General features: G+C 56.2%; 38 protein-coding genes and 1 pseudogene. 2 read left to right on the top strand and 37 right to left on the bottom strand.

The genetic code is table 11. From position 1 onward, the window contains the following. Positions 1-76: 76 nt before the first annotated feature. A complete protein-coding gene (locus tag ACFO5Q_RS18200) occupies positions 77-961 on the bottom strand; it encodes a hypothetical protein (RefSeq protein ID WP_068144611.1) in 885 nt (294 codons plus the stop codon). A gap of 80 nt (positions 962-1041) precedes the next feature. Between ACFO5Q_RS18200 and ACFO5Q_RS18195 the strand changes: the two genes are divergently transcribed. After that, positions 1042-2850, top strand: coding sequence for a bifunctional metallophosphatase/5'-nucleotidase (locus tag ACFO5Q_RS18195; protein WP_068144615.1), 1809 nt, complete (start codon positions 1042-1044; stop codon positions 2848-2850). Between the two features lie 2 nt (positions 2851-2852). Here the strand turns inward: ACFO5Q_RS18195 and ACFO5Q_RS18190 are convergent, their stop codons facing one another. The 7 genes and pseudogenes from ACFO5Q_RS18190 to ACFO5Q_RS18160 form a co-directional block, all read right to left on the bottom strand. Beyond that, on the bottom strand, positions 2853-4184 hold the full coding sequence (locus ACFO5Q_RS18190; RefSeq protein WP_068144617.1) for a replication-associated recombination protein A: 1332 nt from the start codon (positions 4182-4184) through the stop codon (positions 2853-2855). A gap of 2 nt (positions 4185-4186) precedes the next feature. After that, a complete protein-coding gene (locus tag ACFO5Q_RS18185; protein WP_068144765.1) occupies positions 4187-5647 on the bottom strand; it encodes a DegQ family serine endoprotease in 1461 nt (486 codons plus the stop codon). A 174-nt stretch (positions 5648-5821) separates the two neighbouring features. Further along, positions 5822-6289: a hypothetical protein gene (locus ACFO5Q_RS18180; protein ID WP_068144621.1), complete on the bottom strand. Its 468-nt coding sequence runs from the start codon at positions 6287-6289 to the stop codon at positions 5822-5824. Further along, positions 6286-7092 (bottom strand): FAD:protein FMN transferase, encoded by an 807-nt coding sequence (locus ACFO5Q_RS18175; RefSeq protein ID WP_068144623.1) that lies wholly within the window; start codon positions 7090-7092, stop codon positions 6286-6288. The genes ACFO5Q_RS18180 and ACFO5Q_RS18175 overlap by 4 nt, the downstream gene beginning before the upstream one ends. Next, on the bottom strand, positions 7085-7627 hold the full coding sequence (locus ACFO5Q_RS18170) for an FMN-binding protein (RefSeq protein WP_068144627.1): 543 nt from the start codon (positions 7625-7627) through the stop codon (positions 7085-7087). The genes ACFO5Q_RS18175 and ACFO5Q_RS18170 overlap by 8 nt, the downstream gene beginning before the upstream one ends. 21 nt (positions 7628-7648) lie before the next feature. Continuing rightward, positions 7649-8542: pseudogene (locus ACFO5Q_RS18165) on the bottom strand (DUF6662 family protein). A 170-nt stretch (positions 8543-8712) separates the two neighbouring features. Next, on the bottom strand, positions 8713-9240 hold the full coding sequence (locus ACFO5Q_RS18160) for an NUDIX hydrolase (RefSeq protein ID WP_068144629.1): 528 nt from the start codon (positions 9238-9240) through the stop codon (positions 8713-8715). A gap of 128 nt (positions 9241-9368) precedes the next feature. Here ACFO5Q_RS18160 and ACFO5Q_RS18155 point away from each other — a divergent pair, with 128 nt between their 5' ends. Continuing rightward, on the top strand, positions 9369-10424 hold the full coding sequence (locus ACFO5Q_RS18155; RefSeq protein WP_068144631.1) for an acyltransferase family protein: 1056 nt from the start codon (positions 9369-9371) through the stop codon (positions 10422-10424). A gap of 57 nt (positions 10425-10481) precedes the next feature. Here ACFO5Q_RS18155 and ACFO5Q_RS18150 read toward each other — a convergent pair whose 3' ends face one another. From ACFO5Q_RS18150 to ACFO5Q_RS18010, 29 genes are all read right to left on the bottom strand, one after another. Further along, on the bottom strand, positions 10482-11537 hold the full coding sequence (locus ACFO5Q_RS18150; RefSeq protein ID WP_068144632.1) for a calcium-binding protein: 1056 nt from the start codon (positions 11535-11537) through the stop codon (positions 10482-10484). Between the two features lie 243 nt (positions 11538-11780). Next, a complete protein-coding gene (gene rplQ, locus ACFO5Q_RS18145; protein ID WP_068144636.1) occupies positions 11781-12203 on the bottom strand; it encodes a 50S ribosomal protein L17 in 423 nt (140 codons plus the stop codon). 133 nt (positions 12204-12336) lie between these two features. Next, positions 12337-13353: a DNA-directed RNA polymerase subunit alpha gene (locus tag ACFO5Q_RS18140; RefSeq protein WP_068144638.1), complete on the bottom strand. Its 1017-nt coding sequence runs from the start codon at positions 13351-13353 to the stop codon at positions 12337-12339. A gap of 89 nt (positions 13354-13442) precedes the next feature. Further along, positions 13443-13832: a 30S ribosomal protein S11 gene (gene rpsK, locus ACFO5Q_RS18135; protein WP_068144641.1), complete on the bottom strand. Its 390-nt coding sequence runs from the start codon at positions 13830-13832 to the stop codon at positions 13443-13445. Between the two features lie 51 nt (positions 13833-13883). After that, positions 13884-14252 (bottom strand): 30S ribosomal protein S13, encoded by a 369-nt coding sequence (gene rpsM, locus ACFO5Q_RS18130; RefSeq protein WP_068144644.1) that lies wholly within the window; start codon positions 14250-14252, stop codon positions 13884-13886. Positions 14253-14366: 114 nt separating this feature from the next. Continuing rightward, positions 14367-15014 carry an adenylate kinase gene (locus tag ACFO5Q_RS18125; RefSeq protein ID WP_068144647.1) on the bottom strand — a complete coding sequence of 216 codons (648 nt, stop codon included), beginning with the start codon at positions 15012-15014 and terminating at the stop codon, positions 14367-14369. After that, complete coding sequence (secY, locus tag ACFO5Q_RS18120) at positions 15011-16342, bottom strand: preprotein translocase subunit SecY (protein WP_068144649.1); 1332 nt, start codon at positions 16340-16342, stop codon at positions 15011-15013. Before secY ends, ACFO5Q_RS18125 begins: the two co-directional genes overlap by 4 nt. 52 nt (positions 16343-16394) lie before the next feature. Next, positions 16395-16850 carry a 50S ribosomal protein L15 gene (gene rplO, locus ACFO5Q_RS18115; RefSeq protein WP_068144652.1) on the bottom strand — a complete coding sequence of 152 codons (456 nt, stop codon included), beginning with the start codon at positions 16848-16850 and terminating at the stop codon, positions 16395-16397. A 23-nt stretch (positions 16851-16873) separates the two neighbouring features. Beyond that, complete coding sequence (gene rpmD / locus ACFO5Q_RS18110; protein ID WP_068144658.1) at positions 16874-17062, bottom strand: 50S ribosomal protein L30; 189 nt, start codon at positions 17060-17062, stop codon at positions 16874-16876. A gap of 6 nt (positions 17063-17068) precedes the next feature. Next, entirely contained in the window at positions 17069-17641 is a 573-nt protein-coding gene (gene rpsE / locus ACFO5Q_RS18105) for a 30S ribosomal protein S5 (protein WP_068144662.1), read from the bottom strand. Between the two features lie 23 nt (positions 17642-17664). Continuing rightward, a complete protein-coding gene (gene rplR, locus ACFO5Q_RS18100; RefSeq protein ID WP_068144664.1) occupies positions 17665-18018 on the bottom strand; it encodes a 50S ribosomal protein L18 in 354 nt (117 codons plus the stop codon). 12 nt (positions 18019-18030) lie between these two features. Then, the gene (rplF, locus tag ACFO5Q_RS18095) at positions 18031-18564 is read right to left on the bottom strand and encodes a 50S ribosomal protein L6 (RefSeq protein ID WP_068144667.1); all 534 of its coding nucleotides are present in this window, start codon (positions 18562-18564) and stop codon (positions 18031-18033) included. A 15-nt stretch (positions 18565-18579) separates the two neighbouring features. Continuing rightward, on the bottom strand, positions 18580-18978 hold the full coding sequence (rpsH, locus tag ACFO5Q_RS18090; protein WP_068144671.1) for a 30S ribosomal protein S8: 399 nt from the start codon (positions 18976-18978) through the stop codon (positions 18580-18582). A gap of 12 nt (positions 18979-18990) precedes the next feature. Continuing rightward, the gene (gene rpsN / locus ACFO5Q_RS18085) at positions 18991-19296 is read right to left on the bottom strand and encodes a 30S ribosomal protein S14 (RefSeq protein WP_068144676.1); all 306 of its coding nucleotides are present in this window, start codon (positions 19294-19296) and stop codon (positions 18991-18993) included. A gap of 24 nt (positions 19297-19320) precedes the next feature. Then, complete coding sequence (gene rplE, locus ACFO5Q_RS18080) at positions 19321-19881, bottom strand: 50S ribosomal protein L5 (protein WP_068144679.1); 561 nt, start codon at positions 19879-19881, stop codon at positions 19321-19323. Further along, positions 19874-20191 carry a 50S ribosomal protein L24 gene (gene rplX, locus ACFO5Q_RS18075; RefSeq protein WP_068144682.1) on the bottom strand — a complete coding sequence of 106 codons (318 nt, stop codon included), beginning with the start codon at positions 20189-20191 and terminating at the stop codon, positions 19874-19876. The genes rplE and rplX overlap by 8 nt, the downstream gene beginning before the upstream one ends. After that, on the bottom strand, positions 20192-20560 hold the full coding sequence (gene rplN, locus ACFO5Q_RS18070) for a 50S ribosomal protein L14 (protein WP_068307070.1): 369 nt from the start codon (positions 20558-20560) through the stop codon (positions 20192-20194). A 46-nt stretch (positions 20561-20606) separates the two neighbouring features. Next, the gene (rpsQ, locus tag ACFO5Q_RS18065) at positions 20607-20843 is read right to left on the bottom strand and encodes a 30S ribosomal protein S17 (RefSeq protein ID WP_068144687.1); all 237 of its coding nucleotides are present in this window, start codon (positions 20841-20843) and stop codon (positions 20607-20609) included. Between the two features lie 11 nt (positions 20844-20854). Continuing rightward, a complete protein-coding gene (rpmC, locus tag ACFO5Q_RS18060; RefSeq protein WP_068144690.1) occupies positions 20855-21046 on the bottom strand; it encodes a 50S ribosomal protein L29 in 192 nt (63 codons plus the stop codon). 19 nt (positions 21047-21065) lie between these two features. After that, positions 21066-21476 (bottom strand): 50S ribosomal protein L16, encoded by a 411-nt coding sequence (rplP, locus tag ACFO5Q_RS18055; protein WP_068144693.1) that lies wholly within the window; start codon positions 21474-21476, stop codon positions 21066-21068. A gap of 31 nt (positions 21477-21507) precedes the next feature. After that, positions 21508-22203, bottom strand: coding sequence for a 30S ribosomal protein S3 (gene rpsC, locus ACFO5Q_RS18050; RefSeq protein WP_068144697.1), 696 nt, complete (start codon positions 22201-22203; stop codon positions 21508-21510). After that, positions 22203-22583, bottom strand: coding sequence for a 50S ribosomal protein L22 (gene rplV, locus ACFO5Q_RS18045; RefSeq protein ID WP_068144700.1), 381 nt, complete (start codon positions 22581-22583; stop codon positions 22203-22205). The genes rpsC and rplV overlap by 1 nt, the downstream gene beginning before the upstream one ends. Before the next feature lie 2 nt (positions 22584-22585). Next, a complete protein-coding gene (gene rpsS, locus ACFO5Q_RS18040) occupies positions 22586-22867 on the bottom strand; it encodes a 30S ribosomal protein S19 (RefSeq protein WP_068144706.1) in 282 nt (93 codons plus the stop codon). A gap of 12 nt (positions 22868-22879) precedes the next feature. Then, positions 22880-23716, bottom strand: a complete 837-nt coding sequence (gene rplB, locus ACFO5Q_RS18035; protein ID WP_068144710.1) for a 50S ribosomal protein L2 — start codon at positions 23714-23716, stop codon at positions 22880-22882. Between the two features lie 3 nt (positions 23717-23719). Continuing rightward, the gene (locus tag ACFO5Q_RS18030) at positions 23720-24013 is read right to left on the bottom strand and encodes a 50S ribosomal protein L23 (RefSeq protein WP_068144713.1); all 294 of its coding nucleotides are present in this window, start codon (positions 24011-24013) and stop codon (positions 23720-23722) included. Next, positions 24010-24630, bottom strand: a complete 621-nt coding sequence (rplD, locus tag ACFO5Q_RS18025) for a 50S ribosomal protein L4 (RefSeq protein WP_068144717.1) — start codon at positions 24628-24630, stop codon at positions 24010-24012. Before rplD ends, ACFO5Q_RS18030 begins: the two co-directional genes overlap by 4 nt. A gap of 5 nt (positions 24631-24635) precedes the next feature. After that, positions 24636-25388: a 50S ribosomal protein L3 gene (rplC, locus tag ACFO5Q_RS18020; protein WP_068144722.1), complete on the bottom strand. Its 753-nt coding sequence runs from the start codon at positions 25386-25388 to the stop codon at positions 24636-24638. 5 nt (positions 25389-25393) lie between these two features. Then, complete coding sequence (gene rpsJ / locus ACFO5Q_RS18015; RefSeq protein WP_068144725.1) at positions 25394-25708, bottom strand: 30S ribosomal protein S10; 315 nt, start codon at positions 25706-25708, stop codon at positions 25394-25396. A gap of 53 nt (positions 25709-25761) precedes the next feature. Continuing rightward, on the bottom strand, positions 25762-25920 hold a 159-nt coding region (locus ACFO5Q_RS18010; RefSeq protein WP_452176557.1), incomplete at its 5' end, for an EF-Tu C-terminal domain-related protein.

Here is a 25920-nt window from a genome sequence, read left to right as displayed (position 1 = left end):
CCAAATTCCTTAAAAGCCCATCAGGCCAGTGTAGCCCGGAAGAAAGGTGCCAGCCCATCTTCTCTTGAGCATATAGTTATTCGATACCGAAAACCCAACCTTCGGTGCGGCGCACCATAGCCGAGAGTGCATCGGGATTCCAGTATTTGCGGTCATGGTGAATATGCCTGAGTGCGGCGGCGGTCACACAGGCGTCTGCTGCATGGTCTGTAAAGCCCAGGCCAAGGCGCGGCATACGCCTTGTGCCCAGCGCCTGCAGGATGGGCCTTAAGGCCACCATATCCCTGATTTTGCCCCGGTGGCCGCCCATGGCGGCAAAGGCAGCCGCGTAAATTTCCACCACCACAATACGGGCATTCGATATGTCATCAAAGGGCCAGATGGCGATGTGACCCTGATCGTTCAACTGATGCAGCATCGCCATGGTCGACAGGCCCGAAAGCCCCACCTGGCTTGGTCCGATCAGGTGAAACACGCTTTCGCATGGCCCTGCGCCGCTATCCACCGCCAACTGTTCGGGCACGCGCATGCGGCGGCTATAATACTCGCCCCTCAGCGTCTCCCCGCCCCGGCTCCTGAGGTAATAGGCCGCGTGCTCATCGACAAAAGGCCCGCCATACAGGTCGCCGCCCGCGCACAGGTCGGCCACATGGGCCCACAGGGCTTTCACATCCGCCGGCAGTACATCACCCGGCAGATAGGCGCCTTCATCCACAAAAGGCATGCCGAAGGACGAATCGATACCTACAAGCACCCTTTCGCCTGCCCGGCGCCCCACGCCACCCGAAAGCCAGTTCGCGCAGTCCTGGCGGCTCCAGCGGCTTTGGCCGGATGGCGGCACAACCATCTTGGGCGCGCCCTCACCCGCTTCGCACACGGCAGCAGCTAGCCCGGCGTGGCGCTTTCCCTTGGCGCCCGTCCAGTCGATCCCGACAAAATGCGTGAAGTCAGCGTGTGGCATAATACCTCATAGGTTTAGTTCTTCCCTTGCTGGCTGTGCGGCGTTACCCTGCCCGTCGGATTTTATCAAGGGGGACAGATATGGCCAGCACCACAAGCAGGGTACACCCAGGACCTTCACGAACAACCCGCCTGTTGGGAAAAATCGGGCTGTTGGCCATGGTTGGCGCCGGGGCCTATGCCGTCTATGTGGCGGAAAGCCATAAAGCGCCCGAAAGCGCCACAGTTCTGTTCATGAATGACATCTACCGCATAAATGGCATCAAGCGCGGCGAGGAAGGCGGCCTGGCGCGGATCGCCAGCATTCGCAAGCAGCTGGAAGAAAAGCACGGCGCGGTGCTTGTCCTGCATGCAGGCGATGCCCTTTCGCCTTCCCTTCTGGGCGACATGTACAAGGGCGCGCAGATGGTGGAAGCCCTGAACCTGCTGGACGGCGATGATGACAGCGACAACCGCCTTTTCATCACCTTCGGCAACCATGAATTTGATGCCTCCAGCTGCGACAGGCCCGACGCCCTTGTGGCCCAGGTCGGCGCATCCGATTTCACCTGGCTTGCTGGCAATATGGATTTTAGCAAATGCACGACTGAGCCCGGTTTTGACCCGCTGGCTAACGCCGATAACGTCATGCCCCGTAAAATTGTCACCCTGCACGGCATCAAGATTGGCGTCTTCGGCGTAACCATCAACAATTCAGTATACGCAGGCCTGCTGACCGACCGCGAAGGCACAAGCTCGATCACCGAAAGCTATATCGCGGCGGCAAAAAGGCTGAGCGCGGACCTTCGGGCTGACGGGGCAGAGTTTGTGATTGGCCTTACGCACCTGGCCTCCTTCCAGGATAGCGCAATCCTTGAGACATTGGGCGACGCGGGGCCGGACCTGATCATCGGCGGGCATGACCACGCGGCCATGAAAATCGGCCCCATTGGCGGGCGCTTTATTTATAAACAAACCGCAGATGCCCGCGACGTGGGGGCCATTACACTGACCCGCGCGGACGACGGCAGCATCAAGGCGTCCGACCGCACTGTTTATGCCCTGAAGGGCAACTCGCCTGCAAAAGATCCAACCGTGCAGGCCTATGTGGACCAGAAGATGGCTGAGCATGAGCAAGCCTTCTGCACAAAGAAGGGGCTTGGCGAAGGCTGCCTTTCTGACGGCATGGGCACCACACAGGTTGTTTGGCAGCTGGAAGAAAACAGCAACCGGGAGATGGAAACCGCCATCGGTAATTGGCTGGCTGACCAGATGCTAACGCCAGATATCCCGACGTTCGACCAGTGCGATGCCAGCACGCCCACCGTTGGTTTGCTCGCAGCTGGTAGCCTGCGCCTGAATTATGACCTGCCTGCTGATTTTGACCTGAAACGACGGGAAGTAGAAGAACTGTTCCCCTTCTCTCTGCCGCTTGTGGCGATATGCATGACAGGCACGGAACTGAAGGCCGCGCTGGAAAACGGGCTGGGCGCACCGGGTGAAGGCCGCTGGCCGCACCTGAGCGGTTTGGGCGTGCGCTATAGCTTCGGCGGCAGCCGGGGCACGGCAGAGGTGCATGCGGTAACGGCGAACGGCATGCCCGTTGGACCGACAGACCCTGTGCGCGTTGTCACCAACGGCTATACGGCTTCCCGCGGCGACGGCTACCATATGTGGCCCGTGTGCGGTGCCGGCAGCGGCATTGACTGGAACGCAGATGGCGCCAGAAGCAAATGCGAATCCCGCATCATGTCAGGGCTGGAGAGCAAGACGGCCGTACCTGTTATGAACGGCGACGCGGTCTTTGACCTGAAGACTTGGACACTTGAGGCCTTCCACACAGCAGACGGCAAAGGCGTGGGCCCGGCAGAGGACCTGACGGATGAAACCCGCCGCGTAATAAAGGAATAGGCTTAATCGTTTTCCGCGTCAGGCTTGGCTTTTGCGGCATATTCGGCGCGGATACGGGCAAAATAGGCCTGCCGTTTCTGGATTTCCCGTTCGAACCCGCGCTCGACGGGACGGTAGAATTCCTGCCGCGGCATGTCTTCGGGGAAATAATCCTGCCCTGAGACACCAGCTTCGGTGTCATGGTCATAGGCATAGCCCGCGCCGTAACCCATATCCTTCATCATCTTGGTTGGTGCGTTCAGGATATGCGACGGCGGCATCAGGTTCCCATTGGCCTTGGCCGCTTTCTTGGCCGCCTTTTCCGCCTTGTAGGCCGCGTTCGACTTGGGCGCGGTTGCCAGATAAATCACAGCCTGTGCGATCTGGCTCTCCCCTTCCGGGCTGCCAAGGAACTCATACGCGTCCTTCGCTGCCAGCGCCTGATGGATGGCCTCAGGGTCCGCAAGGCCGATGTCCTCGCTTGCGAAGCGCACAAGACGGCGGATGACATACAATGGGTCCTCGCCCGCCGTGAGCATCCGTTCGGTCCAATAAAGAGCGGCATCAGCGTCAGAGCCCCTCAGGGACTTATGCAACGCGGAAATCAGATTATAGTGCCCGTCACGGTCCTTGTCATAAGAAGGCGCGCGCTTCTGCAAGAGCTTCGCAAGGTCTTTCGGGCCCAGCGTTTCGCCGGAAGCCAGATCATACAGGGTTTCCACGCAGTTCAAGAGGAACCGGCCGTCCCCGTCTGCCATCGCCTTAAGTTGCAGGCGCGCGTCACCGTCAAGCGGCAGCGGTGCGTCCATCTCGGCTTCCGCGCGGTCCAGAAGCTCATCCAGAGCCGCATCATCATGCCGGTTTAGGACCAGCACCTGCATTCTTGAGAGCAGCGCACCGTTGATTTCGAACGACGGGTTTTCCGTGGTGGCACCGATCAACGTAATGGTGCCGTCTTCAACATACGGCAAAAAGCTGTCTTGCTGGGACCGATTGAAGCGGTGGATTTCGTCCACGAACAAAAGCGTGCCCCGCCCACCCATGCGGCGGGCCTTGGCGGCCTCGAATACCTTTTTGAGGTCTGCGACACCTGAAAAAATCGCCGATATCTGCTCAAATGCCAGATCGGCATGGTTCGCTAGGAGGCGCGCGATGGTGGTCTTGCCGGTGCCCGGTGGCCCCCACAGGATCAGGCTGGAAATCCGGCCCGATTTGACCATGCGGCCAAGCGCGCCATCATCGCCCAGAAGGTGGCTTTGGCCGACAACCTCTTCAAGCGCCTTGGGGCGCAGCCGGTCAGCGAGCGGACGCGGTGCGCCCGTCTCAAGACCAGCTTGCTCAAAGAGGTTCGACATGCTTACTGCACCACGCGGCAGCGGTAAGACCGGCCCTGCCCCGCCAGCAAGCATTCCTGCACCCGGCCACGACGCAGTATCTGGTAAAGATACTGGTCTTCGTTTTCAGGCAGTGCGACCTCAAGGTCAGCCACGCGGGATACGTCCACATTGTTGACCTTCAAGAGGATATCGCCCGGCACCAGAAGCTGGTAACGAGCTGCAGGTGTGCGGCCATCCACCTTCAACACCACCACGCCCTTGAGGAACGGGTCGATCTGCAGTTCGTCATTGAAGCGGGGCGACAGATTGCCCACGGTCACGCCCTGGAACGGATGACGGCCATCAAGCTTGGTCACGTTGCGCGCGGGGTCCTCCGGTGGCAGGGCCAGTGTGGCGTTACGCTGCTGGATAAAGCCTTCGGACAGGACAGCAAGCGGCACCTCTGTGCCCGCGTCCATCGTAGCGATACGGAAATTCAGGCCCGGTTCGTCGATGACTTCCTTGCCGTCAATAGCCATGATCACATCGCCCGGAAGGATTCCTGCATTTGCCGCTGGGCCGCCTTCATAAACTTCGTCCACCAGCACGCCGCCCGCCCGGTCGAGGCCCAGGCTTGCTGCCAGGTCACCCGTGACATTCTGGCCACGTACGCCAAGCCATGGCCGGGTCAGCTGGCCTTCATTGAGCGCCGCTTTAAGCACAGACTTCACCATATTGGCAGGCACCGCAAAGCCGATGCCGTTTGAGGCGCCTGTGCGGCTGTAGATGGCTGTGTTGATGCCCAGAAGCTCACCGTTCATGCCCACAAGCGCACCGCCTGAGTTACCGGGGTTTACGGCTGCGTCTGTCTGGATGAAGAAGCCGAAATCGGAAATGCCCTGCTGCGTGCGGGCCGTGGCGGACACAATACCACCCGTTACCGTCTGCCCCACACCGAAGGGGTTGCCGATAGCCAGCACGATATCACCCACCAGAACATTGTCGGAATCCGAGAGGCGCAGGCTTGAAAGCGGCTCATCACCCGCATCGATCTTCAGGATCGCCAAGTCTGTGCGCGGGTCCGCCAGCACGATGGTGGCGTCAAACTCGCGCCGGTCATTCAGCACCACCTGAATTTCATCCGCGCCTTCAATCACGTGGTTGTTGGTCACAATCACACCGTTTGGCCGCACGATCACGCCGGAGCCCAGCGAGCCCTGCACGCGTTCCTGCGGCGCGCCGAAGCTGAAGCGGTCGCCAAAGAAGCGCTGGAACAATGGGTCATCAAACAGGGCAGACCGGCGCGACCGCACGATCTTCTTCGTATAGATGTTCACGACCGCCGGTGCCGCTTCCGACACGATCGGGGCGTAGGAAAGCTTCACCTGCATATCGGACTGGGGCACCATGCGGGCCACATCCCCGTCTTGCGCCTGTGTGGCGGAAAAGCTTGCTGTGATGCCAGCGATCAATAGTGTGATTGCTGTGATAACGCGCTTCATGAACATACCTCTTGTTTCCGGTTTTGATCCAAATCCGGCACTGTTACGGTGTCGTTGAATTTTTCCCTGCCTTTATATGGCGGAGCCGGTGACCATTCGCAAGGGCCATGGCGACAGGATGCCTTCCCTGCGCGGCAGAATTGGCGCAAAAGTTGGCCAAAGAAAGGCCGTTGTTCAAGCTTTTCGCTGCAGGAGCACACCTGCACGGTGTTCGCGTGCGCGGAATTTACCAACGCTGATATGATAGAAAAGGAACAGAGGCGCAATGATACCGGCAAGCGTATGCGCCGCGCTAGAGAGCAAGCTCAGGTCCTCGTCGCCAAAATAATATATGCCGACGCCTGTCACGGCCAGCAAGAGCATGCCGCCCACAAGCGTGAAGCCGGAGACAAGGTTTCCCCGAATACGCCAGCCGTGGCGGATATGCACGGTCCATGTGGCACCGAACAGCATCAGAAGCCAGAAAGCCACCAGCGCGTGGGCAGCCACAACCGGCAAGCGCATGCTAAATTCAAGCCGCCAGGGCACATCCCATTCCAGGCGCATATCCAGAAACGTGGGCACCAGCAGAAGGCCCGTCACCAAAGTGGCGAGTGACACCCCATAAAGCATGGGCCGAAACGATTTCGGATAGCCTTTCATTGTGCTTGCGCATCCCCAATCAATTGTCCGCCAAGGCGTCCTATCAGATCACGCGCGCCATCGCCAGCCGAAAGGCACGCCACTTTTGTCAGTGCATCTGCCCGCCATGCCTGGGCCGCCATCACCGTCATGGTCCGTAACGCAGGAAGTGTGTCACCCACGATCCTGCCCCGGAAGCGGCCGTCTTCTGCCTGCTGGCCGCCTGAACTGGCAATGGCGCCGTCCGCCAAAATACCCGCAGGCACAAAGCTTTCGCCCTGCCGTATGCTGATGGGCGCGCGGGCATTGCCAAACACGCGCAGGTCGCCGCCTGCGTTAACTGCGCCGCCCCACGCGCCATGCCGCTTCAGCACGGCCACGGCACGATCAACCGCATAGCCCTTGGCAATACCGTCGAGCGTGAGCAGAATCCCTCGCCTTAAGCGCACACTGTTCCCATTGATTTCGATATCGTCTGCACTGCCTCTCGAGCAGGCTGGCGCAAAGCCATGATCCGGTAAAATGCCCAGCGCGACCATCTGGCCGCCAAGGGTGGCGTTGAACAGGCCACCGGATGCCCGCGTCATCGCGCGGGCAAGCCGTATCACCCGCACGGCATCACGGGGCATGGTGGCCCACGCCCCATCCGCCAGATTGAGCCGCGTGAGGTCACTTTCAGGGGACTGAAAGCTCAGGCTTTTGTGGATTGCCTCCACGACGGCAAAAGCCGCAGAGACTGCATCCATGACCAAAGCTTCGCCTCCCGTCGCCGAGATTTCGACAAACGTCCCAAGAAGGGGCCGTGTGCGCAATATCTCAGCCATCGGACAGCATGACCTCCACAAGGGCCAACAGGCGGTGTACCCCATCTGTGACATTGCGGCAGGAAAGCGTCGCTCCCGAAATGTTGGGCACGTCATCACCCAGCTTGAACCTGTCATCAAGACTCTTGCCTACAAGGTTCTGGCGCCAGTCTGCCTCCATGATCTCATCGCCGTGGGTTTCACGGTAGCTCATCACCTCGACGCCCAGCACATGGCCATCCGGCGAAATTGCCGCCGCATAGGTGATGAATTCATGCTTGCCCACGACGTCATCGACAATGAACCAGCCCAGCGTCTGGTCGCCTGCCATGGCCCGCCAGACCTTCTGTTCATCCCAGCGCTGGCGAACACCAGAAAGCTTCTTGATCGCCTTGCGCTGGTCCTTGGACAGGCTCAGGTGGCTGGCCTGGAAGCTGTCAGCACCCGGGAACAGTGCAGCCTGGGCCTGCGCAACGGACAGATAGTCTTTCGCATAGACAGACTGGCTAATCCCCACAACTGGCAAGGCCAGCAAAATACCGATATGTCGGCTCATCTGATTGCTCCACTGGCCTGATTAAAAGTTGAACCCAATCTTGAAAAGAAGCTCATTCTTGGTTTTCTCGATAAGATGCAGGCCGTCCGGCTGACCTTCGTAGGTTTCGCCGCCCCCTGAAATCTGTGGCAGGTAGGTGAGCGTCGCCCAGAATTTCTGGCCGCCATAATGAATGGACGGGCCACCGAACCAGCTATAGCGCTCCTGGCCGACTTCGGTTTCAAACTCGGTCTGATACTCAAGCTCCGCGCCAATATACCAGTTTGGGGCAAAACGGTAGGAAAGGCCGGTGCCAGCGGTAATCTCAAGTTCCATTTCCGGGTCAGTGGGCCATTCGAAGTCCGCAGGCAGGCCTTCAATTGCGCCGCGGTCGGAATATGTGCCCTCAACAGAGAGGTTACCCATCCAGATCAACTGGCCCTCGAGGAAATATTTCTGGCCGATGAACTCCAGCTCCAGGCTCAGGGTATTCTTGTCCTGTCCGGAATGCGGATCAACCCAGTCATAGTCGAGCGCCACGTAGCTCGCGAGACCGAAGTCATCCAGCGCTGGGCTGAGGAACATATATTTGCCTGTCAGTTGCACACCGGCCAGTTTCGGGCCGAAGTCGCCTTCAAGTGGCAGGTAACCATCGATAAGAAGGCCTTCGGTGTTGACCGAACGCGCCTTGAGGGCAGTCCCGAACTGGAAGCGGTTCGAGACGCCATATTCATATTCCACTTCATAATCGACGGCATCATAGTCGCCCTACCCCTTGCCTGAGCGCCAGTTGATCTTTGCGTATAAGTCGCTTGCGCCTTTGGGAAGCACCTCGGCACCCTTGACATGCCCCAGAAGGTTTTCGTCTGCCTGAGCCGCACCAGAGCAAGCCACAAGGGCTGCCAGCGCGCTCGCTGAAATCAGCTTAAAAGTCATTGGATTAGTTCCTATCAAATCTGTGCGTTCTTGTTTTTTCCGCATCAAGCGGTGCGCAGGACGATAGGAGTCCTGAACTCTAATTGCAAGTCATTCTTATTATTATTTGCAACAAAGGCCAATCCCGCAGCTCTCCCCTCTCAGCGCGATGTAGGTTTGGTTCTTCTTGACTAAAACGGAATGCCCAGACGGGCGGCCAAGATAAGCGCTACGTCAAGGTCAAGCATCTCGCCGGAGCGCAGAAGGGCTTTGAACTCATCCCTTTCCAAGCCAAGCGGCGCGCCGATCACGCCCGGGTCTTCCTCGGGCTCGGCCACCTTTTCACAGTCAAACGCCAGGAAGATATGCTTTTTAGCCGTTGAATAAGCCGTGACATAGGTGGTGGTGACAGGCTCAATCCGACCGCTGTAGCCAGTTTCTTCCAGCAGTTCCTTGGCTGCGGTCTCAGCTGGCGTGTCACCCGGATCTATCATGCCCGCTGGAAGGTCATAGGTGAAGTGGCCCGGCCCGGGCCTGAACTGCCGCACGATCAATATCTTGCCGCCCTTGGTAACAGCGCCGACGACTGAAAATTCAGGAAGCGTGGTAACTTGATAGCGGTATTCGCGGCCCTTGTGGCTGTAGGTACGGTCTTCCACCCCCACATATGGGCTGCTGTAGACCATATGAGATTGCTTGAGGATAACATCTTCACTCATGGGGAAGCTCCTTCGCTGCAGGGAGACACGCTCGCGCGTTTTGGTGCTGGAAAAACCGACCTGCACTTGGCTGCGCTCCGAGGATCATGTAACATCAGGCACCGAGGGGCAACATCAGGGAAGCAAAAATGGGGAAGGTTGAACGGGGGGCTGCGAGCCAGGGCTTCTTTCAAAATGTCCATTGGTTTCGGGGCTTGGCGATCCTGTTCATCGTCGCGACCCACGCCAATGACCTGCTGGTGTGGCCTGAGAGCTCATCCCTCGCCCAACTCAGCCAGGCTATCATCCGTGAAAGCTCGCTGTGGTTCATCTTCATCGCCGGCTTCCTTTTTCTGCACCTTGCCCCGCGCCATACGCCTAGTTCCTATTTCAAGAGTAAGCTCAAGAACGTCATCATGCCCTATCTGATCTGCTCAGTCCCGGCATTGGCCTTGACGCTGACCCTGTATCCCGAGAATTTACCGGCTGCCTTGACCGACCTGACGCCCTTGAAGCAGGCTTTGGTCATGCTGCTGACCGGCAGCCATATGGCGCATTTCTGGTTTATCCCAGCGATCGCGCTGGTCTATCTGATCGGGCCGGGATTGCTGGCACTGGAGCGACGGGGAACTCTCTATTGGCTGCTTATCCCGCTGTGTCTGTGGTCCCTGGTGATGAGCCGGGACGGCCTCCAGCTTGTGACCGGTCTGGGTCTGGTGGCGGCGCCTGCATCCAAGGCCCTCTATATGTTGCCGGCCTATATTGCGGGCATGGCCATGCGGCGGCACTATGACCTGCTCGATCCCCTTATTCGCAAGCACTGGTTACCGCTGACTGCAATGACAAGCATCCCCTTTGCCTTCCTGCTGACAGGTGCCCTGCCTGGTCTTCACTGGGCCTTTGCCTGGAAACTGATGTCTGCTGCACTGGTGCTGACGGCCTTGGGCACGCTACCGAAGGGGCTGCCGCTGCGGCCCATTGAAACTCTGGGCACCTACAGCTTCGGCATCTATTTCGTCCACGGCTACGCCCTGAAGGCGCTATCCTTTGTGCTGCAGGGGCAAACAGCCCTGGCGGATATATTGACCGCCGACTGGTTGGGCTATGTACTGCTGACGACAGTGACCGCCCTTGCCTGCACCCTTGGGCTGGTTTCCTGCCGCAAGCTGCTGGGGCACCGAAGCCGCTATCTGGTCGGCGTATAAAAAAGGGCGACCAAAAGGCCGCCCTTGCCATAGTTCTTGCCATAGTACCGCTAAGGGTCAGTCGTCCAGGTAATGGCCGACCTGGATTGCGTGCATATCAGTAGCACTCACTCCGACAAGGAACATCGAGCCCTCCCCGCTTTCAATCAGCAGGCCTTGCTGGCCATCAATTTCAGCCGGGACAGCGTTCGAAATTGCGTCTTGGAAGTCACTGAGCTCGTCTGCATCCGCCACGAAGATGGTGTCAGTTTGCACATCAAAGTCTGTGACGGTGTCGCGGCTGCCGTCGAATTCGAAAAAGACGATGTCGTAGCCGGAACCCGTGCTGATGACATCATTGCCAGTGCCGCTATAAATACTGTCGTTGCCGGAACCGCCATTAAGCGTATCGTCGCCGCAACCGCCATTAAGCAGGTCACTGCCGCTGCCACCATAAAGCACATCGACACCGCCTTCACCCCAAAGCGTGTCATTGCCTTCGCCGCCATAGAGGGTTTCCACGCGGGTTGAGCCTGGGCCATCGAACTGATGGAAATACTCCGGGTCGCCATCACCGCCGAAGACCAGGTCGTTGCCGGCACCGCCAAAGATGACGTCCACGCCGCCAAAGCCACTCAGGACATCATCGCCGGCGCCGCCTCCCATGGTGTCGAAGCCATTGGCACCATAGAGCGTATCATCACCCGCGCCGCCCCAAAGCTGGTTAGCAAAGCCTGGCTGGTATTCAAGGCTGGCGCTACCAGCATCGATTTCTTCATAGTCGACGATACCGTCGTCATCGCGGTCAAACCAGTTGCCGCCAACGATCACATCAGCGCCCGCGCCGCCAAAAAGCTTTTCAGCGAGTCCTTCTGGTGCGGGCCTAACCAGATAAAGGATATCCTCACCTGTGTCTTCGGTCATACGGCCACCGGAGCTGTCGTCCGCTGCGGCATACTGGCCGCCAACCATGATATCATCGCCGTCGTCGCCATGGATGCGGTCCTGCCCGATATCGCCGATCACCAGGTCATTGCCTGCCCCAGCCGAGATAATATCGTTGCCCTGGCCACCAGAAACCGTGTCGTCCCCATCGCCACCAACGATGGTGTCGTCCAAAATAATGTCGGTCATATTGTCCCCCAATATACTCATATCTGTCGTGTCAAAGCGCTGGCTGCTGCCAGTCGCGTTATTCAGATAGCCATCGTTAACTGAACGGCTGATGAATGGCGAGTAAACCAAAGAGGGAAATGGAAGAACTTTTGAGGGAAGTCATTCTGATTTGTGCTGGGGCCTGCTGCGAAGCGGAAGCCAAAATAGAAAAAGGGCGCCCCGGGTGGGACGCCCTTCTCTAATCGTGAATTGACGGTTGGCTTATGCCGCGTCTTCAGCCTCGTCCATGTCAGCGGTTGGGCCGCTGTCCTGGCCTTTGGCGTCTTCGTTGCGGTCAACCAGCTCGATCACAGCCATCGGCGCGTTGTCGCCGTGACGGAAACCAGCTTTGAGAACGCGAGTGTAACCACCGTTACGCTCTTTGTAGCGGTCAGCCAGCTCGTCGAACATTTTGGAAACCAGCGTTTCGTCCTGCAGGCGAGCAATCGCCAGACGACGGTTGGCAAGGCCACCCTTCTTCGCAAGCGTGATCAGCTTCTCAACGATCGGTGCCAGGTCTTTTGCCTTTGGCAGAGTCGTAATGATTTGCTCGTGCTTGATCAGCGCTTGGCTGAGGTTCATGAACATAGCCTTACGGTGGCTAGCGGTCCGATTGAGTTTGCGGCCAGATTTACCGTGACGCATTGTCTTACTCCTGGTTGCCTGTCCGGCCTTGGGTAACCAATTTACCTAGTACCGGCAGGTGTCCCACGTTTGGTGTGGGAGGTTTTAAAAAAGAGCTTTGGGCCCCTCGGATGAGAGGCCCTGTGCCCTAGGCTTAGTATTCTTGCTCAAGTTTCTTGGCGAGCTCTTCGATATTCTCAGGCGGCCAAGCTGGGAGTTCCATGCCGAGGCGCAGGCCCATGGACGCGAGAACTTCCTTGATTTCGTTGAGCGATTTGCGACCGAAGTTCGGCGTGCGGAGCATTTCTGCTTCGGTTTTCTGAACCAGGTCGCCAATGTAGACGATGTTGTCGTTCTTGAGGCAGTTTGCCGAACGAACGGACAGTTCCAGTTCGTCCACTTTGCGCAGCAGCTGACGGTTGAACGCTGGTTCTTCGTCTTCTTCCGGCTTGGTGGCTTCTTCTGGCTCGTCGAAGTTCACAAACACAGCCAGTTGGTCCTGCAGGATGCGGGCAGCGAATGCCAGGGCATCTTCAGGCGTTACTGTGCCGTCTGTTTCAACTTCCATCGACAGTTTGTCATAGTCGAGAACCTGGCCCTCACGGGTGTTCTCAACCTTGTAGCTTACTTTCTTCACTGGGCTGTAGAGCGCATCCACAGGAATAAGGCCAATTGGCGCGTCTTCCGGACGGTTGCGGTCTGCAGGCACATAGCCTTTGCCAGAGGAGACAGTCAGTTCCATGTTCAGCGTGGCACCTTCATCGAGGTGACACAGAACAAGGTCTTTATCCAGGATCTCAACGTCAGCTACTTCGCTGATGGCGTCGGCTTTCACCTCACCTGGGCCGGAAGCGGTCAGGTGCAGGCGCTTGGAGCCGTCGCACAGAACGCGAACGGGAAGCTGTTTGATGTTGAGAACGATGTCCGTCACGTCTTCGCGCACGCCTGGTACGGAAGAGAATTCGTGCAGAACACCTTCAATTTGGATCGCTGTAACAGCACCGCCCTGCAGGGACGACAGCAGCACGCGACGCAGGCCGTTGCCCAGCGTCATGCCATAGCCCCGCTCAAGCGGCTCTACAACGATTTTGGCTTTACGAAGCGGGTCTGCACCCGGCTCAATCGTAACGCCATTTGGTTTAATCAGTTCCTGCCAGTTTTTCTGGATCACGGTGTAACCCTCTTTTTGAATGACGCTGTTATTACAAATTCAGCGCCAAAGGATTCGCGCCAATACTCTTTACCCGAAACTCGTGTGCGTTATACGCGGCGGCGTTTGGGTGGACGGCAACCATTGTGTGGAATTGGCGTTACGTCACGAATGCTCGTGATAACGAAGCCAATTGCCTGAAGCGCGCGCAGAGCGGACTCGCGACCAGCGCCAGGACCCTTCACTTCCACTTCCAATGATTTAACGCCATGTTCCTGGGCTTTCTTACCAGCGTCTTCTGCAGCAACCTGTGCAGCGTAAGGCGTCGATTTACGAGAACCTTTGAAACCCATCATACCTGCAGACGACCAGGAGATTGCGTTACCCTGTACGTCTGTGATTGTAACCATCGTGTTGTTGAACGATGCATTTACGTGAGCAACACCATTGGTGATGTTTTTCCGCTCACGGCGCTTAACGCGCCCAGTGTCTTTAGCCATCTCTAGCAGACCCTATAATTATGGGGAGTCCTAAACAGCGGATACCCGAGATTACTTCTTCTTACCTGCAATCGGAACAGCTTTACCCTTACGAGTACGAGCGTTTGTGCTCGTGCGCTGACCGCGTGTAGGCAGTTTTGCACGGTGACGGAGACCACGATAAGACTTGAGGTCCATCAACCGTTTGATATTCATCGCAACTTCACGGCGGAGGTCACCCTCAACAGTGAAATCGGTATCGATCATTTCACGGATCTGAATAACTTCAGAGTCCGTCAGTTCCGACACACGACGCTCACGGGGGAAACCAAGCTTTTCGCAGATTTCCGTGGCCTTGGTGCGGCCAATACCGTGAATGTAGGTCAAAGCGATTTCTACTCGCTTGTTGGTCGGAATGTTAACGCCAGCAATACGCGCCACGACCGTTTCTCCTAATAAACAAGTTCACGTCTATACATACGAATCACAAGACGTGTTGAAGCCGGGGATTATATGAACTAACCCCCGTTCGTCAACCGTCAAGTGACAGTTTCTTTACGCAGTCAAGACTGCGTCAATTTGTGCAGCAACTTCATCGATGGCAGCCATGCCATCAACTTGCTGCAAAGTCCCCTTATCAGCATAATATGGCAACACAGGCGCCGTATCTGCGTAATAAGCTTTCAGCCGGCTTCCAAACGTCTCTGGATTGTCATCCTTACGACGGGTGAATTCCGTGCTACCACACTCATCACACACACCTTCCACCTTCGGCTTCAGGTTTGTGTCATGATAGCCAGCGCCGCATTTGGCGCAGGTATAACGTCCGCACACCCGGTCCACCAGCGCTTCGTCATCGACTTTCATTTCGATAACGGCGTCAAGGTTCAGGCCTTGGTCTGCCAGCATCACATCAAGTGCTTCGGCCTGCGCAACGGTGCGCGGGAAGCCATCCAGGATGAAACCGTTCTTGCAGTCTTCTTCCTGGATACGGTCACGGATGATGCCGATTACGATTTCGTCGGTTACAAGGCTGCCGCTGTCCATCGCAGCTTTGGCGGCCTTACCCATTTCGGTACCAGCGGCAACAGCTGCGCGCAGCATGTCGCCGGTGGAGAGTTGCACCAGACCACGGGACTTTTCGATCCGCTGAGCCTGCGTGCCTTTACCGGCACCCGGAGGGCCAAACAGAATGATAATCACCGGCGGCCCCCTTTCAGGCGTGTCTTTTTCAGAAGTCCTTCATACTGCTGTGCCATCAGGTGCGAATGGATCTGGCTTACTGTGTCCATGGTCACATTCACAACGATCAGAAGGCTTGTACCACCAAGATAGAATGGTACGGCCGCCTGGCTGATCAGCACTTCAGGGATGACACACACGATGGACAGGTAGGCAGAGCCAATAACCGTCAGGCGCGTCAGGACATAATCAAGATACTCGGCGGTACGCTTGCCTGGGCGAATGCCCGGCACGAAGCCGCCGTGCTTCTTCAGGTTATCGGCCGTGTCTTCAGGGTTGAACTGAATAGCCGTGTAGAAGAAGCAGAAGAATACGATCATTGCCACGTAAAGCGCGATATAGAGCGGCTTGCCCGGGCCGAGGATCGCCGTCACGGTGCTCAGCCACTCTGGGCCGCCAGCCTGATACAGGTTGGCAACGGTCAGAGGCATCAGCAGAAGGGACGATGCGAAGATCGGCGGGATAACGCCAGCCACATTGAGCTTCATTGGCAGGTGCGACTTGTCACCCTGGAACACGCGGTTGCCCTGTTGGCGCTTCGGATACTGGATGATGATCCGGCGCTGGGCGCGTTCACAGAGAACGATGAACCAAACCAGGGCAGCAGCACCTACCAGCAGCGCCAGCAGGATGCCAAGCGACATAGCGCCCGTACGGTTCAGCTCGAAAGCCTGTGCAAGGGTCGATGGCAGTTCCGCCACGATACCTGCGAAAATAATCAGGGAAATACCGTTACCGATGCCGCGCTGGGTGATCTGCTCACCAAGCCACATCAGGAACATGGTACCGCCGACAAGGGTGATCACCGTTGTCATGCGGAAGAAGAAGCCTGGGTCAACCACAACGCCCGGCTGGCTTTCAAGGCCGGTTGCAATGGCATAGCCCTGCACCACGGTCAGCAGCACAGTGCCATAACGCGTATATTGGTTGATTTTCCGGCGACCCTGCTCCCCTTCCTTTTTCCACTGAGCCAGTGTCGGGCTCATGGTGGTGAGGAGCTGCATAATAATGGAGGCCGAGATATAGGGCATAATGCCCAACATGATGATCGAGGTGCGTTGGAGTGCGCCGCCGGAGAAGGTATTCACCATATCCAGCATGCCGCTACCCATCTGCGCGAACATATTTGCTACTGCATCGGAATCCAACCCTGGAAGGGGGATATAGCTACACAGTCGGTACACAATAAGTGCACCCAGGGCGAACCAAATTCGTTTTTTAAGCTCTTCGGCTTTGCCGATTGATGCCAAACTAATATTGGACGCCAATTGTTCCGCAGCGGATGCCATAAATACTCCAAGCCCCTTGATCTGTTTTTATATCTCGGCCTACGCTTTTGCTTTAAGCGACGGTAACCTTGCCGCCAGCCTTTTCAACAGCTTCTACCGCACCTTTGGATGCGCCAGTTACTGTGATGTCGACCTTGGCTTTCAGTTCGCCTTTAGCCAGCAGACGTACGCCGTCGATAACCTTGCCAACAACACCGGCTTCCACCAGGGTTTCGACAGTGATTGGCTTCTTGGCGTCCAGTTTCTTGTCGTCGATCGCCTTCTGCAGACGGCCGAGGTTGAGAATCTGGAAGTCTTTCCGGTTCATGCTGGTGAAGCCACGCTTCGGCAGACGACGGTAGATTGGCATCTGACCGCCTTCGAAGCCGTTGATAGCTACACCAGACCGGGCTTTTTGGCCTTTGTGACCAGAACCGGCGGTTTTACCTTTGCCGGAACCGATACCACGACCCACACGCGTTGCAGATTTGCGAGCGCCTGGGTTGTCACGAAGTTCGTTGATTTTCATCAGTCTTCTCCGAACGCGCCGGCTTAATCTTCAACGCGCACCAGGTGGTGCACCTTGTTGATCATGCCGCGTACAGCAGGAGTATCCTCGAGCTCACGCGTTTTGTGCATTTTATTAAGACCCAGGCCCACCAGCGTCTGGCGCTGGTCAGCTTGGCGGCGGATTGGGCTACCAATCTGGGTAACTTTAATAGTCTTTTTCTTCGCAGCCATTGATCATTACTCCGCTTGAGCTTCGTCAGCAGCGTCATCAGCACCGTCAACGACTTTGATGTCGCCACGACGAGCTACGATGTCAGCTACCTTCTTGCCGCGGGCCGCTGCGACCTGACGTGGCGAGTTCTGCTTCGTCAGAGCATCGATCGTAGCGCGTACCATGTTGTACGGGTTCGAAGAGCCCTGCGATTTAGTTACCACGTCCTGTACGCCGAGTGCTTCAAACACTGCGCGCATCGGACCACCTGCGATGATACCCGTACCAGCTTGAGCAGTACGCAGCAGTACCCGACCAGCGCCCCAACGGCCCTTGATGTCGTGGTGCAGCGTGCGGCCTTCGCGCAGCGGTACACGGATCATGTTTTTCTTAGCAGCTTCAGTTGCCTTCCGGATGGCTTCAGGAACCTCACGGGCCTTACCATTACCGAAACCTACACGGCCACGTTGGTCACCAACCACTACGAGAGCGGCGAAACCAAACCGACGACCACCTTTAACAACTTTGGCTACGCGGTTAATGTGAACCAATTTCTCAATCAGTTCGCTTTCTTCGCGATTGCGTTCTGGGCGTGCCATTGGATTTCCTTTCTATACTTTTCTTAGAATTCCAAGCCGCCTTCGCGCGCCGCCTCAGCAAGAGCCTTCACACGGCCATGGTAGATGAAACCACCACGGTCGAAGACCACTGATTTGACGCCCGCAGCTTTGGCTCGCTCGGCAATCAACTTACCAACTTTGGAAGCGCCCTCGATATTCTTGGACGAATCTTCACGCAGGTCCTTCTCAACGGTGGAGGCAGCTGCAAGAGTTGCACCTTTCACATCGTCGATAATCTGCGCATAGATATGCTGGTTAGTACGGTGAATAGAAAGACGCGGCCGACCGCCTGCGCGCTTCTTAAGCGCGGTGCGGTTGCGCTGGCGGCGCCGTTCAAATGTATTATTAGAAGCCATTCGTGCCACCCATTACTTCTTCTTACCTTCCTTGCGGAAGATATATTCGCCTGCGTACTTGATACCCTTGCCTTTGTATGGCTCAGGCTTACGGAATTCGCGAATCTTGGCTGCAGTTTCACCGACTTGTTGTTTGTCGATGCCGGAGATAATGATCGTGGTCTGATCAGGCGTCTCAATCTTGATGCCTGCTGGAACCGGGAAATCAATATCGTGGCTGTAGCCAAGCTGCAGGTTAAGGGCAGAACCCTTCATAGCAGCACGGTAACCAACACCGGTGATCTCAAGCTTCTTGGTGAAGCCGTCGGTTACACCTTCGATCATGTTGGCAACCATCGTGCGCTGCATACCCCACATGGAGCGAGCACGCTTGGTTTCGTTAACTGGCGTTACTGCGATGCCGTCGTCGTTCTGGGCAACGATTACCTCAGGAACGAAAGTCATTGCGAGTTCGCCTTTAGGGCCTTTAACCGTCAGGTCCGCGCCGTTCAAGGAAACGGTCACGCCGGACGGGATCGCCACTGGCTTTTTACCGATACGGGACATGTCTTCTTCCCTTCCTTAGAATACGGTGCAAAGAATTTCGCCGCCCACATTGCTTTCCCGCGCTTCAGCGTCGGAAAGCACACCTTTCGGTGTGGAAACGATCGAAATACCAAGGCCGTTGTGAACACGTGGCAAGTCACGAACTGAGCTATAGACGCGACGACCTGGTTTGGACACACGATTGATCGTGCGGATAACCGGTTCGCCTTCGTGATACTTGAGCTCGATGGAGATGGAGGCTTTGTTGCCTTCACCTTCTTCACGCGAGTAGCCGCGAATGTAACCTTCACGCTGAAGCACGTCCAAGATGCGCTGACGCGTCTTGGAGGCTGGCGTGGATACAACGGATTTGCGAGCTTGCAGACCGTTGCGGATACGGGTCAGCATATCGCCGATCGGATCTGTCATCGACATGAGCCTATCCCCTTACCAACTGGATTTAACGACGCCCGGGATCTTCGCAGCGGAGCCAAGCTCACGCAGCGCGATACGGGACATCTTGAATTTACGGTAGTAACCACGTGGGCGACCCGTTACTTCGCAACGATTGCGAAGACGCGTCTTAGCGCCGTTACGTGGCAGTTTAGCGAGCTGGAGTGCAGCAAGCCAGCGCTCGTCTTCGCCCAGGCTCTTGTCATAGACTTTAGCCTTAAGCTCAGCGCGCTTGGCAGCATACTTCTCTACCAGCTTTTCCCGCCGTGCGTTCTTGTTCATGGCACTTTTCTTAGCCATATCAAAACCCTCCTTCGGCTGCCGTTATTTCTTAAACGGCATGTCAAAACCGGCGAGAAGCGCACGCGCTTCCTCATCGTTTTGAGCCGTGGTGCAGATGATAATGTCCATCCCGCGAACCTGATCTACTTTGTCGTAGTCAACTTCTGGGAAGACGATTTGTTCCTTCAGGCCCATTGCGTAGTTGCCGCGGCCGTCGAAAGACTTCGGGTTTACGCCCTGGAAGTCACGAATACGTGGCATTGCAATGGTGATCAGACGATCAAGAAACTCGTACATACGTTCGCTACGCAGAGTCACTTTCACGCCAAGAGGCATGCCTTCACGCAGTTTGAAACCTGCGATGGACTTGCGAGCTTTCGTAACAACAGGCTTCTGACCAGCGATGGCTGTGATCTCGTCAACAACCTTGTCGATCTTTTTCTTGTCGGCAACAGCTTCACCAACACCTACGTTGATGACAACTTTGTCGAGCTTTGGAACCTGCATCGGGTTTTTGTAGCCGAACTGCTCCTGCAGGGAAGCACGTACTTTTTCTTCATACATTGTACGAAGACGTGGCATTGCCTTAGTTGCTTTAGCCATCGATCACCTCCCCGGACTTCTTCGCAAAGCGAACCTTGCGACCGTCTTCGAGAACTTTGAAACCAACACGAGAAGGAGCGCCGTCTTTCGGATCTTCAATCATCAGATTGGAGAGCTGAATAGCCGCTTCTTTCGTCTCAATACCGCCTGCACTCGCCTGAGTAGGACGATTGTGCTTCTTGATCAGGTTTACACCCGAAACAAATGCACGACCTTCTTTAGGGAGAACGGACGTGATTTCGCCGCGCTTGCCTTTGTCTTTACCGGCAATCACAACGACCTTGTCACCTTTTTTAAGTTTCGCGGCCATTTAGAGTACCTCCGGTGCAAGCGAGATGATTTTCATATGCTTCTTTGCACGCAGTTCACGCACGACCGGGCCAAAAATACGGGTACCGATCGGCTCATGGTTCTTGTTTACAAGTACTGCTGCGTTGCGGTCGAAACGGATGGCAGTGCCATCGTTACGGCGAACTTCTTTAGCAGTACGAACGATGACGGCGCGATGCACGTCACCTTTCTTAACACGACCCCGTGGGATCGCTTCCTTTACGGAGACGACAATAATGTCGCCTACTCCAGCGGTTTTGCGCTTGGAACCACCAAGCACTTTAATGCACTGCACCCTCTTGGCCCCGGAGTTATCGGCCACGTCGAGGTTGGTTTGCATCTGAATCATGGGTTACACCCTTTGTTATTGCCGACGAATAGCAAGAAGGTGAGGCCTAAGCCTCACCACCTACTACACGCCAGGTCTTCAGTTTCGAAATAGGACGACACTCCTCAATGCGGACTGTCTCCCCAACCTGAATTTCGTTGCTCTCATCGTGAGCGTGGTACTTCTTAGAGCGTCGAATAATTTTGTCAAGCAAAGGATGCTTAATCCGACGTTCTACTTTTACAACAACGGTTTTGTCGCCCTTGTTGCTTACCACAGTTCCTTGCAAAATACGCTTTGGCATGGGTTTACTCCTTACGCCTCAGCCGACTGGCCCAGGATCGTCTTGATCCGGGCTACGTCGCGACGGATCTCGCGTACGCGAGCCGTGTTTTCGAGTTGGCCAGACGCCGCCTGAAAGCGCAGATTAAGCTGCTCTTTTTTCAGGTCTTCGAGCTCTTTACGGAGCTCGTCTTGCGACTTTTGGCGAAGATCAGCTGCCTTCATCATTTTTCTCCGTTAGCTCTTAATGCATCCGTTCCACGATGCGAGTCTGAACAGCGAGCTTTGCAGCTGCGCGCTCAAATGCACCGCGGGCCAGTTCTTCAGAGACGCCGTCGATCTCGAACATGATGCGACCAGGTTTAACCTTGGCCACCCAACGATCGACAGAGCCTTTACCTTTACCCATCCGAACCTCGGCAGGCTTAGCCGTTACTGGAGTATCAGGGAAGATACGGATCCAGACTTTACCAGAACGCTTCATGTGGCGGTTCATGGCACGGCGGGCTGCCTCGATTTGACGAGCCGTTACACGGCCAGGAGTGGTCGCTTTGAGACCAAACTGACCAAAGTTCAATGACGTTCCGCCTGGGGCAGAGCCGTGGATACGGCCTTTGTGCATTTTGCGGAACTTAGTACGCTTCGGTTGCAACATCGCTTGTCGCTCCTACTCTAGCCGTCCCAGCCTAGCGGCGGGACGGGCCTCCTTGGCTTTGAACTTCGTTAGCACGGCGTTCATGAGCCATCGGGTCGTGTTCCATGATGTCGCCTTTGTACACCCATACTTTGATGCCGCAGATGCCGTAGGCAGTCAGGGCTTCAGCTACACCGTAGTCGATGTCAGCACGCAGAGTGTGCAGCGGCACGCGGCCTTCGCGGTACCATTCGGTCCGTGCGATCTCTGCACCGCCAAGACGGCCGGCACAGTTGATCCGGATACCACCGGCACCAAGACGAATTGCGCTTTGTACCGCACGCTTCATCGCACGACGGAACGCAACACGACGCTCCAGCTGTTGTGCAATGTTGTCGGCGATCAGTTTCGCATCAATTTCCGGCTTGCGGACTTCGACAATGTTCAGGCTCACTTCAGCAGATGTGAAGTTGGCTACCTTGCGGCGGAGCTTCTCAATGTCGGCGCCTTTTTTACCGATGATCACACCCGGACGAGCCGAGTAGATGGTCACGCGGCATTTTTTCGCCGGACGCTCGATCACAACTTTGGAAATGCCGGCTTGCGACAGTTCTTTGGTTACGAACTCACGGATTTTCAGGTCTTCATGCAGCATCGAGCCGTATTCTTCGCCTTCGGCGTACCAGCGCGAATCCCAGGTGCGGTTCACACCCAGGCGCAGACCAACAGGGCTTACTTTCTGACCCATTATGCAGTCTCCTCTACTTCGCGCACAACGATGCGCAGGCGGCTGAACGGCTTAACGATCTTGCCTACGCGACCACGAGCACGGGCACGGAAACGCTTCATCGTCAGTGCCTTGCCCACAGTTGCTTCAGCAACAACGAGGCTGTCCACATCCAGGTTGTGGTTGTTTTCTGCGTTTGCGATTGCAGACTGCAGAACTTTCTTTACGTCGATCGCGGTGCGGCGGCGGTTGAAGCTCAGGCTTGCCAGAGCTTTTTCCACTTTCATACCACGAATTGACTGCGCCACGAGGTTGAGTTTCTGTGGCGAGCCGCGAAGCATTGTAGCGGTTGCTACTGCTTCGTTATCCGCCAAACGGCGTTTTGCAGATTGCTTACCCACAGTTATTTCCTCTTCGCTTTCTTGTCCGCAGCGTGACCGTAGTAGGTCCGCGTTGGAGCGAATTCACCCAGCTTGTGACCAACCATGTCTTCGGTCACATAAACCGGAATGAACTTTTGCCCATTGTAGACATTGAAGGTCAGGCCAACGAAGTTCGGCAGAATTGTAGACCGGCGAGACCAGGTCTGAATTACTGCAGCCGTTTTGCCGCTTTCCAGGGCGCCTTCCACCTTCTTGAGAAGGTGCATGTCAACGAAAGGGCCTTTCCATACAGAGCGTGCCATATTCAGGACTCCTTAGCGTTTCTTGCGCTCGTGGCGCGACCGGATGATAAGCTTGTCAGTCTCTTTGTTAGACCGAGTCTTCTTACCTTTCGTTGGTTTACCCCATGGCGTCACTGGGTGACGACCACCGGAAGTACGGCCTTCACCACCACCATGTGGGTGATCAACCGGGTTCATGGCAACACCACGAACGCTTGGGCGTTTGCCCAACCAACGGTTCCGGCCCGCTTTAGCGAGCTTCGTGTTTTGATTATCAGGGTTGGATACAGCGCCAACGGTTGCGACACACTCGCCGCGTACCACGCGTACTTCACCCGAAGACAGACGGAGCTGTGCGTAACCGCGGTCACGACCGATCAGCTGGGCATATGCACCAGCGGAACGAGCGATCTGGCCGCCTTTGCCTTTCTTCATCTCCACATTGTGGATGATGGTACCGATTGGCATGTTGGCGAGCGGCATCACGTTGCCTGGTTTCACGTCTACTTTGTCACCGGCAATCACAGTGTCGCCAGGGGCGAGGCGCTGTGGCGCGATGATGTAAGACAGTTCACCATCTTCATATTTGATCAGGGCGATAAATGCGGTCCGGTTAGGATCGTATTCAAGACGCTCAACAGTTGCTGGAACGTCCCATTTCGTCCGTTTGAAGTCGATGATCCGGTAAGAGCGCTTGTGACCACCACCAATGCGACGGGCAGTGATGCGGCCTTTGTTGTTGCGGCCACCGGATTTGGTGAGACCTTCGGTCAGCGCTTTTACAGGCTTGCCCTTGTGCAGACCGTCACGGTCAACAAGAACGAGGCCACGCTGGCCCGGGGTCACCGGTTTATATTGCTTGAGTGCCATCGGTTAAACCCCCGTTGTCACGTCAATACTGTTACCTTCAGCAAGCGTTACCATGGCTTTTTTGTATTCGGCGCGCTTGCCGGTTACACCACGGAAACGTTTTACCTTGCCTTCTTGGCGCAGCGTATTGACCTTCTTCACCTTCACGTCGAAGAGAGCTTCGACAGCGGCTTTGATCTCTGGCTTAGTAGCATCGATCGCAACCTTGAAGGTTACTTGGTTGTTTTCAGAGCCGAGAGTCGCCTTTTCGGTGATTACAGGGCTCTTGATCACGTCATAATGCTTGACCATGCTCATTTGAGCCTCTCCTCGAGTTTGGCGACTGCAGCTTTGGTGAGAACCAGCGTGTCACGACGCAGGATGTCGTACACGTTCGCACCTTGGCTTGGCAGCACATCAACATTCGGAATGTTGGCAACGGCGCGCTTGAAGTTTTCATTCACTTCAGCACCGTCAACGAACAGAGCATTAGCAAGGCCGAGCTTCTCGAGCTTGGCTGCCAGTTCTTTCGTCTTGCCTTCCTTCAGTTCAGCAACATCAACCACGATCAGCTTGCCGTCTGCTTGTTTAGCGGACAGAGCCGATTTGAGGCCGAGCTTGCGGATTTTTTTCGGCAGATCGAAGCCATGATCGCGCACAACAGGACCGAAAGCGCGACCACCACCGATGAAGATGTTGGAGCGACGGTCGCCGTGACGAGCGGTACCACCACCTTTTTGGCGGCCCCACTTTTTACCAGTGCGAGCGATGTCGGAACGGAACTTCACAGCGTGAGTACCGGCCCGGCGCTTGGCAAGCTGCCAGTTCACCACACGGTGCAGGATGTCTGCACGTGCAGTCACACCGAAGATAGCCTCATCGAGTTCGATGTCGCCGGCTTTCTTGGCGTCTAATGTAAGGACGTTCGTCTTCATGACGCTTATTCCTCGTTAGCTTCTGCAGGCGCTTCTGCTGGTGCTTCAGCCGGAGCCTCAGCAGCAGGAGCTTCTGCTTTCGCAGGGGCGCGGAATGCAGCCGGCATCGGCAGACCTTCCGGAGCAGCCTTCTTCGCAGCGTCAGAGATCAGTACCCAGCCCTCTTTGGAACCAGGGATACCGCCTTTAACGAGGATGAGGCCTTCATCAACCCGCGTTTCAACAATTTCAAGGCTCTGCACAGTTTTGCGGACATCACCAAGGTGACCAGCCATCTTCTTGCCCTTGAACACGCGGCCTGGGTCTTGACACTGACCCGTGGAACCGTGTGAACGGTGGGAGATGGATACACCGTGGGAGGCACGCAGACCGCCGAAGTTGTGACGCTTCATCGCACCAGCAAAACCCTTACCCTTGGACGTGCCAACAACGTCAACGCGCTGGCCTACCAGGAAGTGATCTGCAGTCAGTTCAGCACCAACTTCAACGAGCGCATCAGCGGCAACACGGAACTCAGCGAGTTTCGCTTTTGGCTCAACTTCTGCTTTCGCGAAGTGGCCACGCTGTGCCTTCGAAACGTTCTTTACTTTACGGGAACCCGCACCAAGTTGCAGAGCGGTGTAACCGTCTTTCTCAATCGTGCGCTGGGCAACAACCTGACAGCCGTCGAGCTGCAGGACAGTTACAGGCACGTGGTGACCGGCGTCGTTAAATACGCGAGTCATACCAAGCTTTTTTGCAATCAAACCAGTACGCATGGGTCTTATCCTTGCAGTTTGATTTCAACATCAACGCCAGCAGCGAGGTCGAGCTTCATCAGCGCGTCTACGGTCTGTGGAGTTGGGTCGACAATGTCGAGCAAGCGTTTGTGGGTACGCATTTCGAATTGTTCACGAGACTTTTTGTTTACGTGTGGGCCACGCAGTACCGTGAATTTTTCGATCCTGGTTGGCATCGGGATAGGCCCGCGAACCATGGCGCCCGTACGCTTAGCCGTGTTGGCGATTTCACCGGTTGCTTGGTCAAGCACACGGTGGTCAAAAGCCTTCAGGCGGATGCGAATATTTTGCGCTTCCATTGATCTAACACCTTAACAGTGGCGCCGGAACAAGGCCCGGCGCCGTGATTAAATTACGCGATGATTTTAGCTACAACGCCGGCGCCAACGGTACGGCCACCTTCGCGGATTGCGAAGCGGAGGCCTTCGTCCATGGCGATCGGAGCGATCAGCTCAACAGTCAGGTTCACGTTGTCACCAGGCATTACCATTTCGGTGCCTTCTGGCAGTTC

The organism is Kordiimonas lipolytica (genome assembly GCF_042651265.1).
GTDB classification, from domain to species: domain Bacteria; phylum Pseudomonadota; class Alphaproteobacteria; order Sphingomonadales; family Kordiimonadaceae; genus Kordiimonas; species Kordiimonas lipolytica.
This window is presented reverse-complemented; position numbering and strand designations above follow the sequence as displayed.

Coding starts and splice junctions, on each gene's coding strand:
- ACFO5Q_RS18200 (WP_068144611.1), bottom strand. CDS start 961: ATGCCACACGCTGACTTCACGCATTTTGTCGGGATCGACTGGACGGGC.
- ACFO5Q_RS18195 (WP_068144615.1), top strand. CDS start 1,042: ATGGCCAGCACCACAAGCAGGGTACACCCAGGACCTTCACGAACAACC.
- ACFO5Q_RS18190 (WP_068144617.1), bottom strand. CDS start 4,184: ATGTCGAACCTCTTTGAGCAAGCTGGTCTTGAGACGGGCGCACCGCGT.
- ACFO5Q_RS18185 (WP_068144765.1), bottom strand. CDS start 5,647: ATGAAGCGCGTTATCACAGCAATCACACTATTGATCGCTGGCATCACA.
- ACFO5Q_RS18180 (WP_068144621.1), bottom strand. CDS start 6,289: ATGAAAGGCTATCCGAAATCGTTTCGGCCCATGCTTTATGGGGTGTCA.
- ACFO5Q_RS18175 (WP_068144623.1), bottom strand. CDS start 7,092: ATGGCTGAGATATTGCGCACACGGCCCCTTCTTGGGACGTTTGTCGAA.
- ACFO5Q_RS18170 (WP_068144627.1), bottom strand. CDS start 7,627: ATGAGCCGACATATCGGTATTTTGCTGGCCTTGCCAGTTGTGGGGATT.
- ACFO5Q_RS18160 (WP_068144629.1), bottom strand. CDS start 9,240: ATGAGTGAAGATGTTATCCTCAAGCAATCTCATATGGTCTACAGCAGC.
- ACFO5Q_RS18155 (WP_068144631.1), top strand. CDS start 9,369: ATGGGGAAGGTTGAACGGGGGGCTGCGAGCCAGGGCTTCTTTCAAAAT.
- ACFO5Q_RS18150 (WP_068144632.1), bottom strand. CDS start 11,537: ATGACCGACATTATTTTGGACGACACCATCGTTGGTGGCGATGGGGAC.
- rplQ (WP_068144636.1), bottom strand. CDS start 12,203: ATGCGTCACGGTAAATCTGGCCGCAAACTCAATCGGACCGCTAGCCAC.
- rpsK (WP_068144641.1), bottom strand. CDS start 13,832: ATGGCTAAAGACACTGGGCGCGTTAAGCGCCGTGAGCGGAAAAACATC.
- secY (WP_068144649.1), bottom strand. CDS start 16,342: ATGGCATCCGCTGCGGAACAATTGGCGTCCAATATTAGTTTGGCATCA.
- rplO (WP_068144652.1), bottom strand. CDS start 16,850: ATGAAAATCAACGAACTTCGTGACAACCCAGGCGCTCGCAAATCTGCA.
- rpmD (WP_068144658.1), bottom strand. CDS start 17,062: ATGGCTGCGAAGAAAAAGACTATTAAAGTTACCCAGATTGGTAGCCCA.
- rpsE (WP_068144662.1), bottom strand. CDS start 17,641: ATGGCACGCCCAGAACGCAATCGCGAAGAAAGCGAACTGATTGAGAAA.
- rplR (WP_068144664.1), bottom strand. CDS start 18,018: ATGGCTTCTAATAATACATTTGAACGGCGCCGCCAGCGCAACCGCACC.
- rplF (WP_068144667.1), bottom strand. CDS start 18,564: ATGTCCCGTATCGGTAAAAAGCCAGTGGCGATCCCGTCCGGCGTGACC.
- rpsH (WP_068144671.1), bottom strand. CDS start 18,978: ATGTCGATGACAGATCCGATCGGCGATATGCTGACCCGTATCCGCAAC.
- rpsN (WP_068144676.1), bottom strand. CDS start 19,296: ATGGCTAAGAAAAGTGCCATGAACAAGAACGCACGGCGGGAAAAGCTG.
- rplE (WP_068144679.1), bottom strand. CDS start 19,881: ATGGCTAAAGCAACTAAGGCAATGCCACGTCTTCGTACAATGTATGAA.
- rplX (WP_068144682.1), bottom strand. CDS start 20,191: ATGGCCGCGAAACTTAAAAAAGGTGACAAGGTCGTTGTGATTGCCGGT.
- rplN (WP_068307070.1), bottom strand. CDS start 20,560: ATGATTCAGATGCAAACCAACCTCGACGTGGCCGATAACTCCGGGGCC.
- rpsQ (WP_068144687.1), bottom strand. CDS start 20,843: ATGCCAAAGCGTATTTTGCAAGGAACTGTGGTAAGCAACAAGGGCGAC.
- rpmC (WP_068144690.1), bottom strand. CDS start 21,046: ATGAAGGCAGCTGATCTTCGCCAAAAGTCGCAAGACGAGCTCCGTAAA.
- rplP (WP_068144693.1), bottom strand. CDS start 21,476: ATGTTGCAACCGAAGCGTACTAAGTTCCGCAAAATGCACAAAGGCCGT.
- rpsC (WP_068144697.1), bottom strand. CDS start 22,203: ATGGGTCAGAAAGTAAGCCCTGTTGGTCTGCGCCTGGGTGTGAACCGC.
- rpsS (WP_068144706.1), bottom strand. CDS start 22,867: ATGGCACGCTCTGTATGGAAAGGCCCTTTCGTTGACATGCACCTTCTC.
- rplB (WP_068144710.1), bottom strand. CDS start 23,716: ATGGCACTCAAGCAATATAAACCGGTGACCCCGGGCCAGCGTGGCCTC.
- ACFO5Q_RS18030 (WP_068144713.1), bottom strand. CDS start 24,013: ATGAGCATGGTCAAGCATTATGACGTGATCAAGAGCCCTGTAATCACC.
- rplD (WP_068144717.1), bottom strand. CDS start 24,630: ATGAAGACGAACGTCCTTACATTAGACGCCAAGAAAGCCGGCGACATC.
- rplC (WP_068144722.1), bottom strand. CDS start 25,388: ATGCGTACTGGTTTGATTGCAAAAAAGCTTGGTATGACTCGCGTATTT.
- rpsJ (WP_068144725.1), bottom strand. CDS start 25,708: ATGGAAGCGCAAAATATTCGCATCCGCCTGAAGGCTTTTGACCACCGT.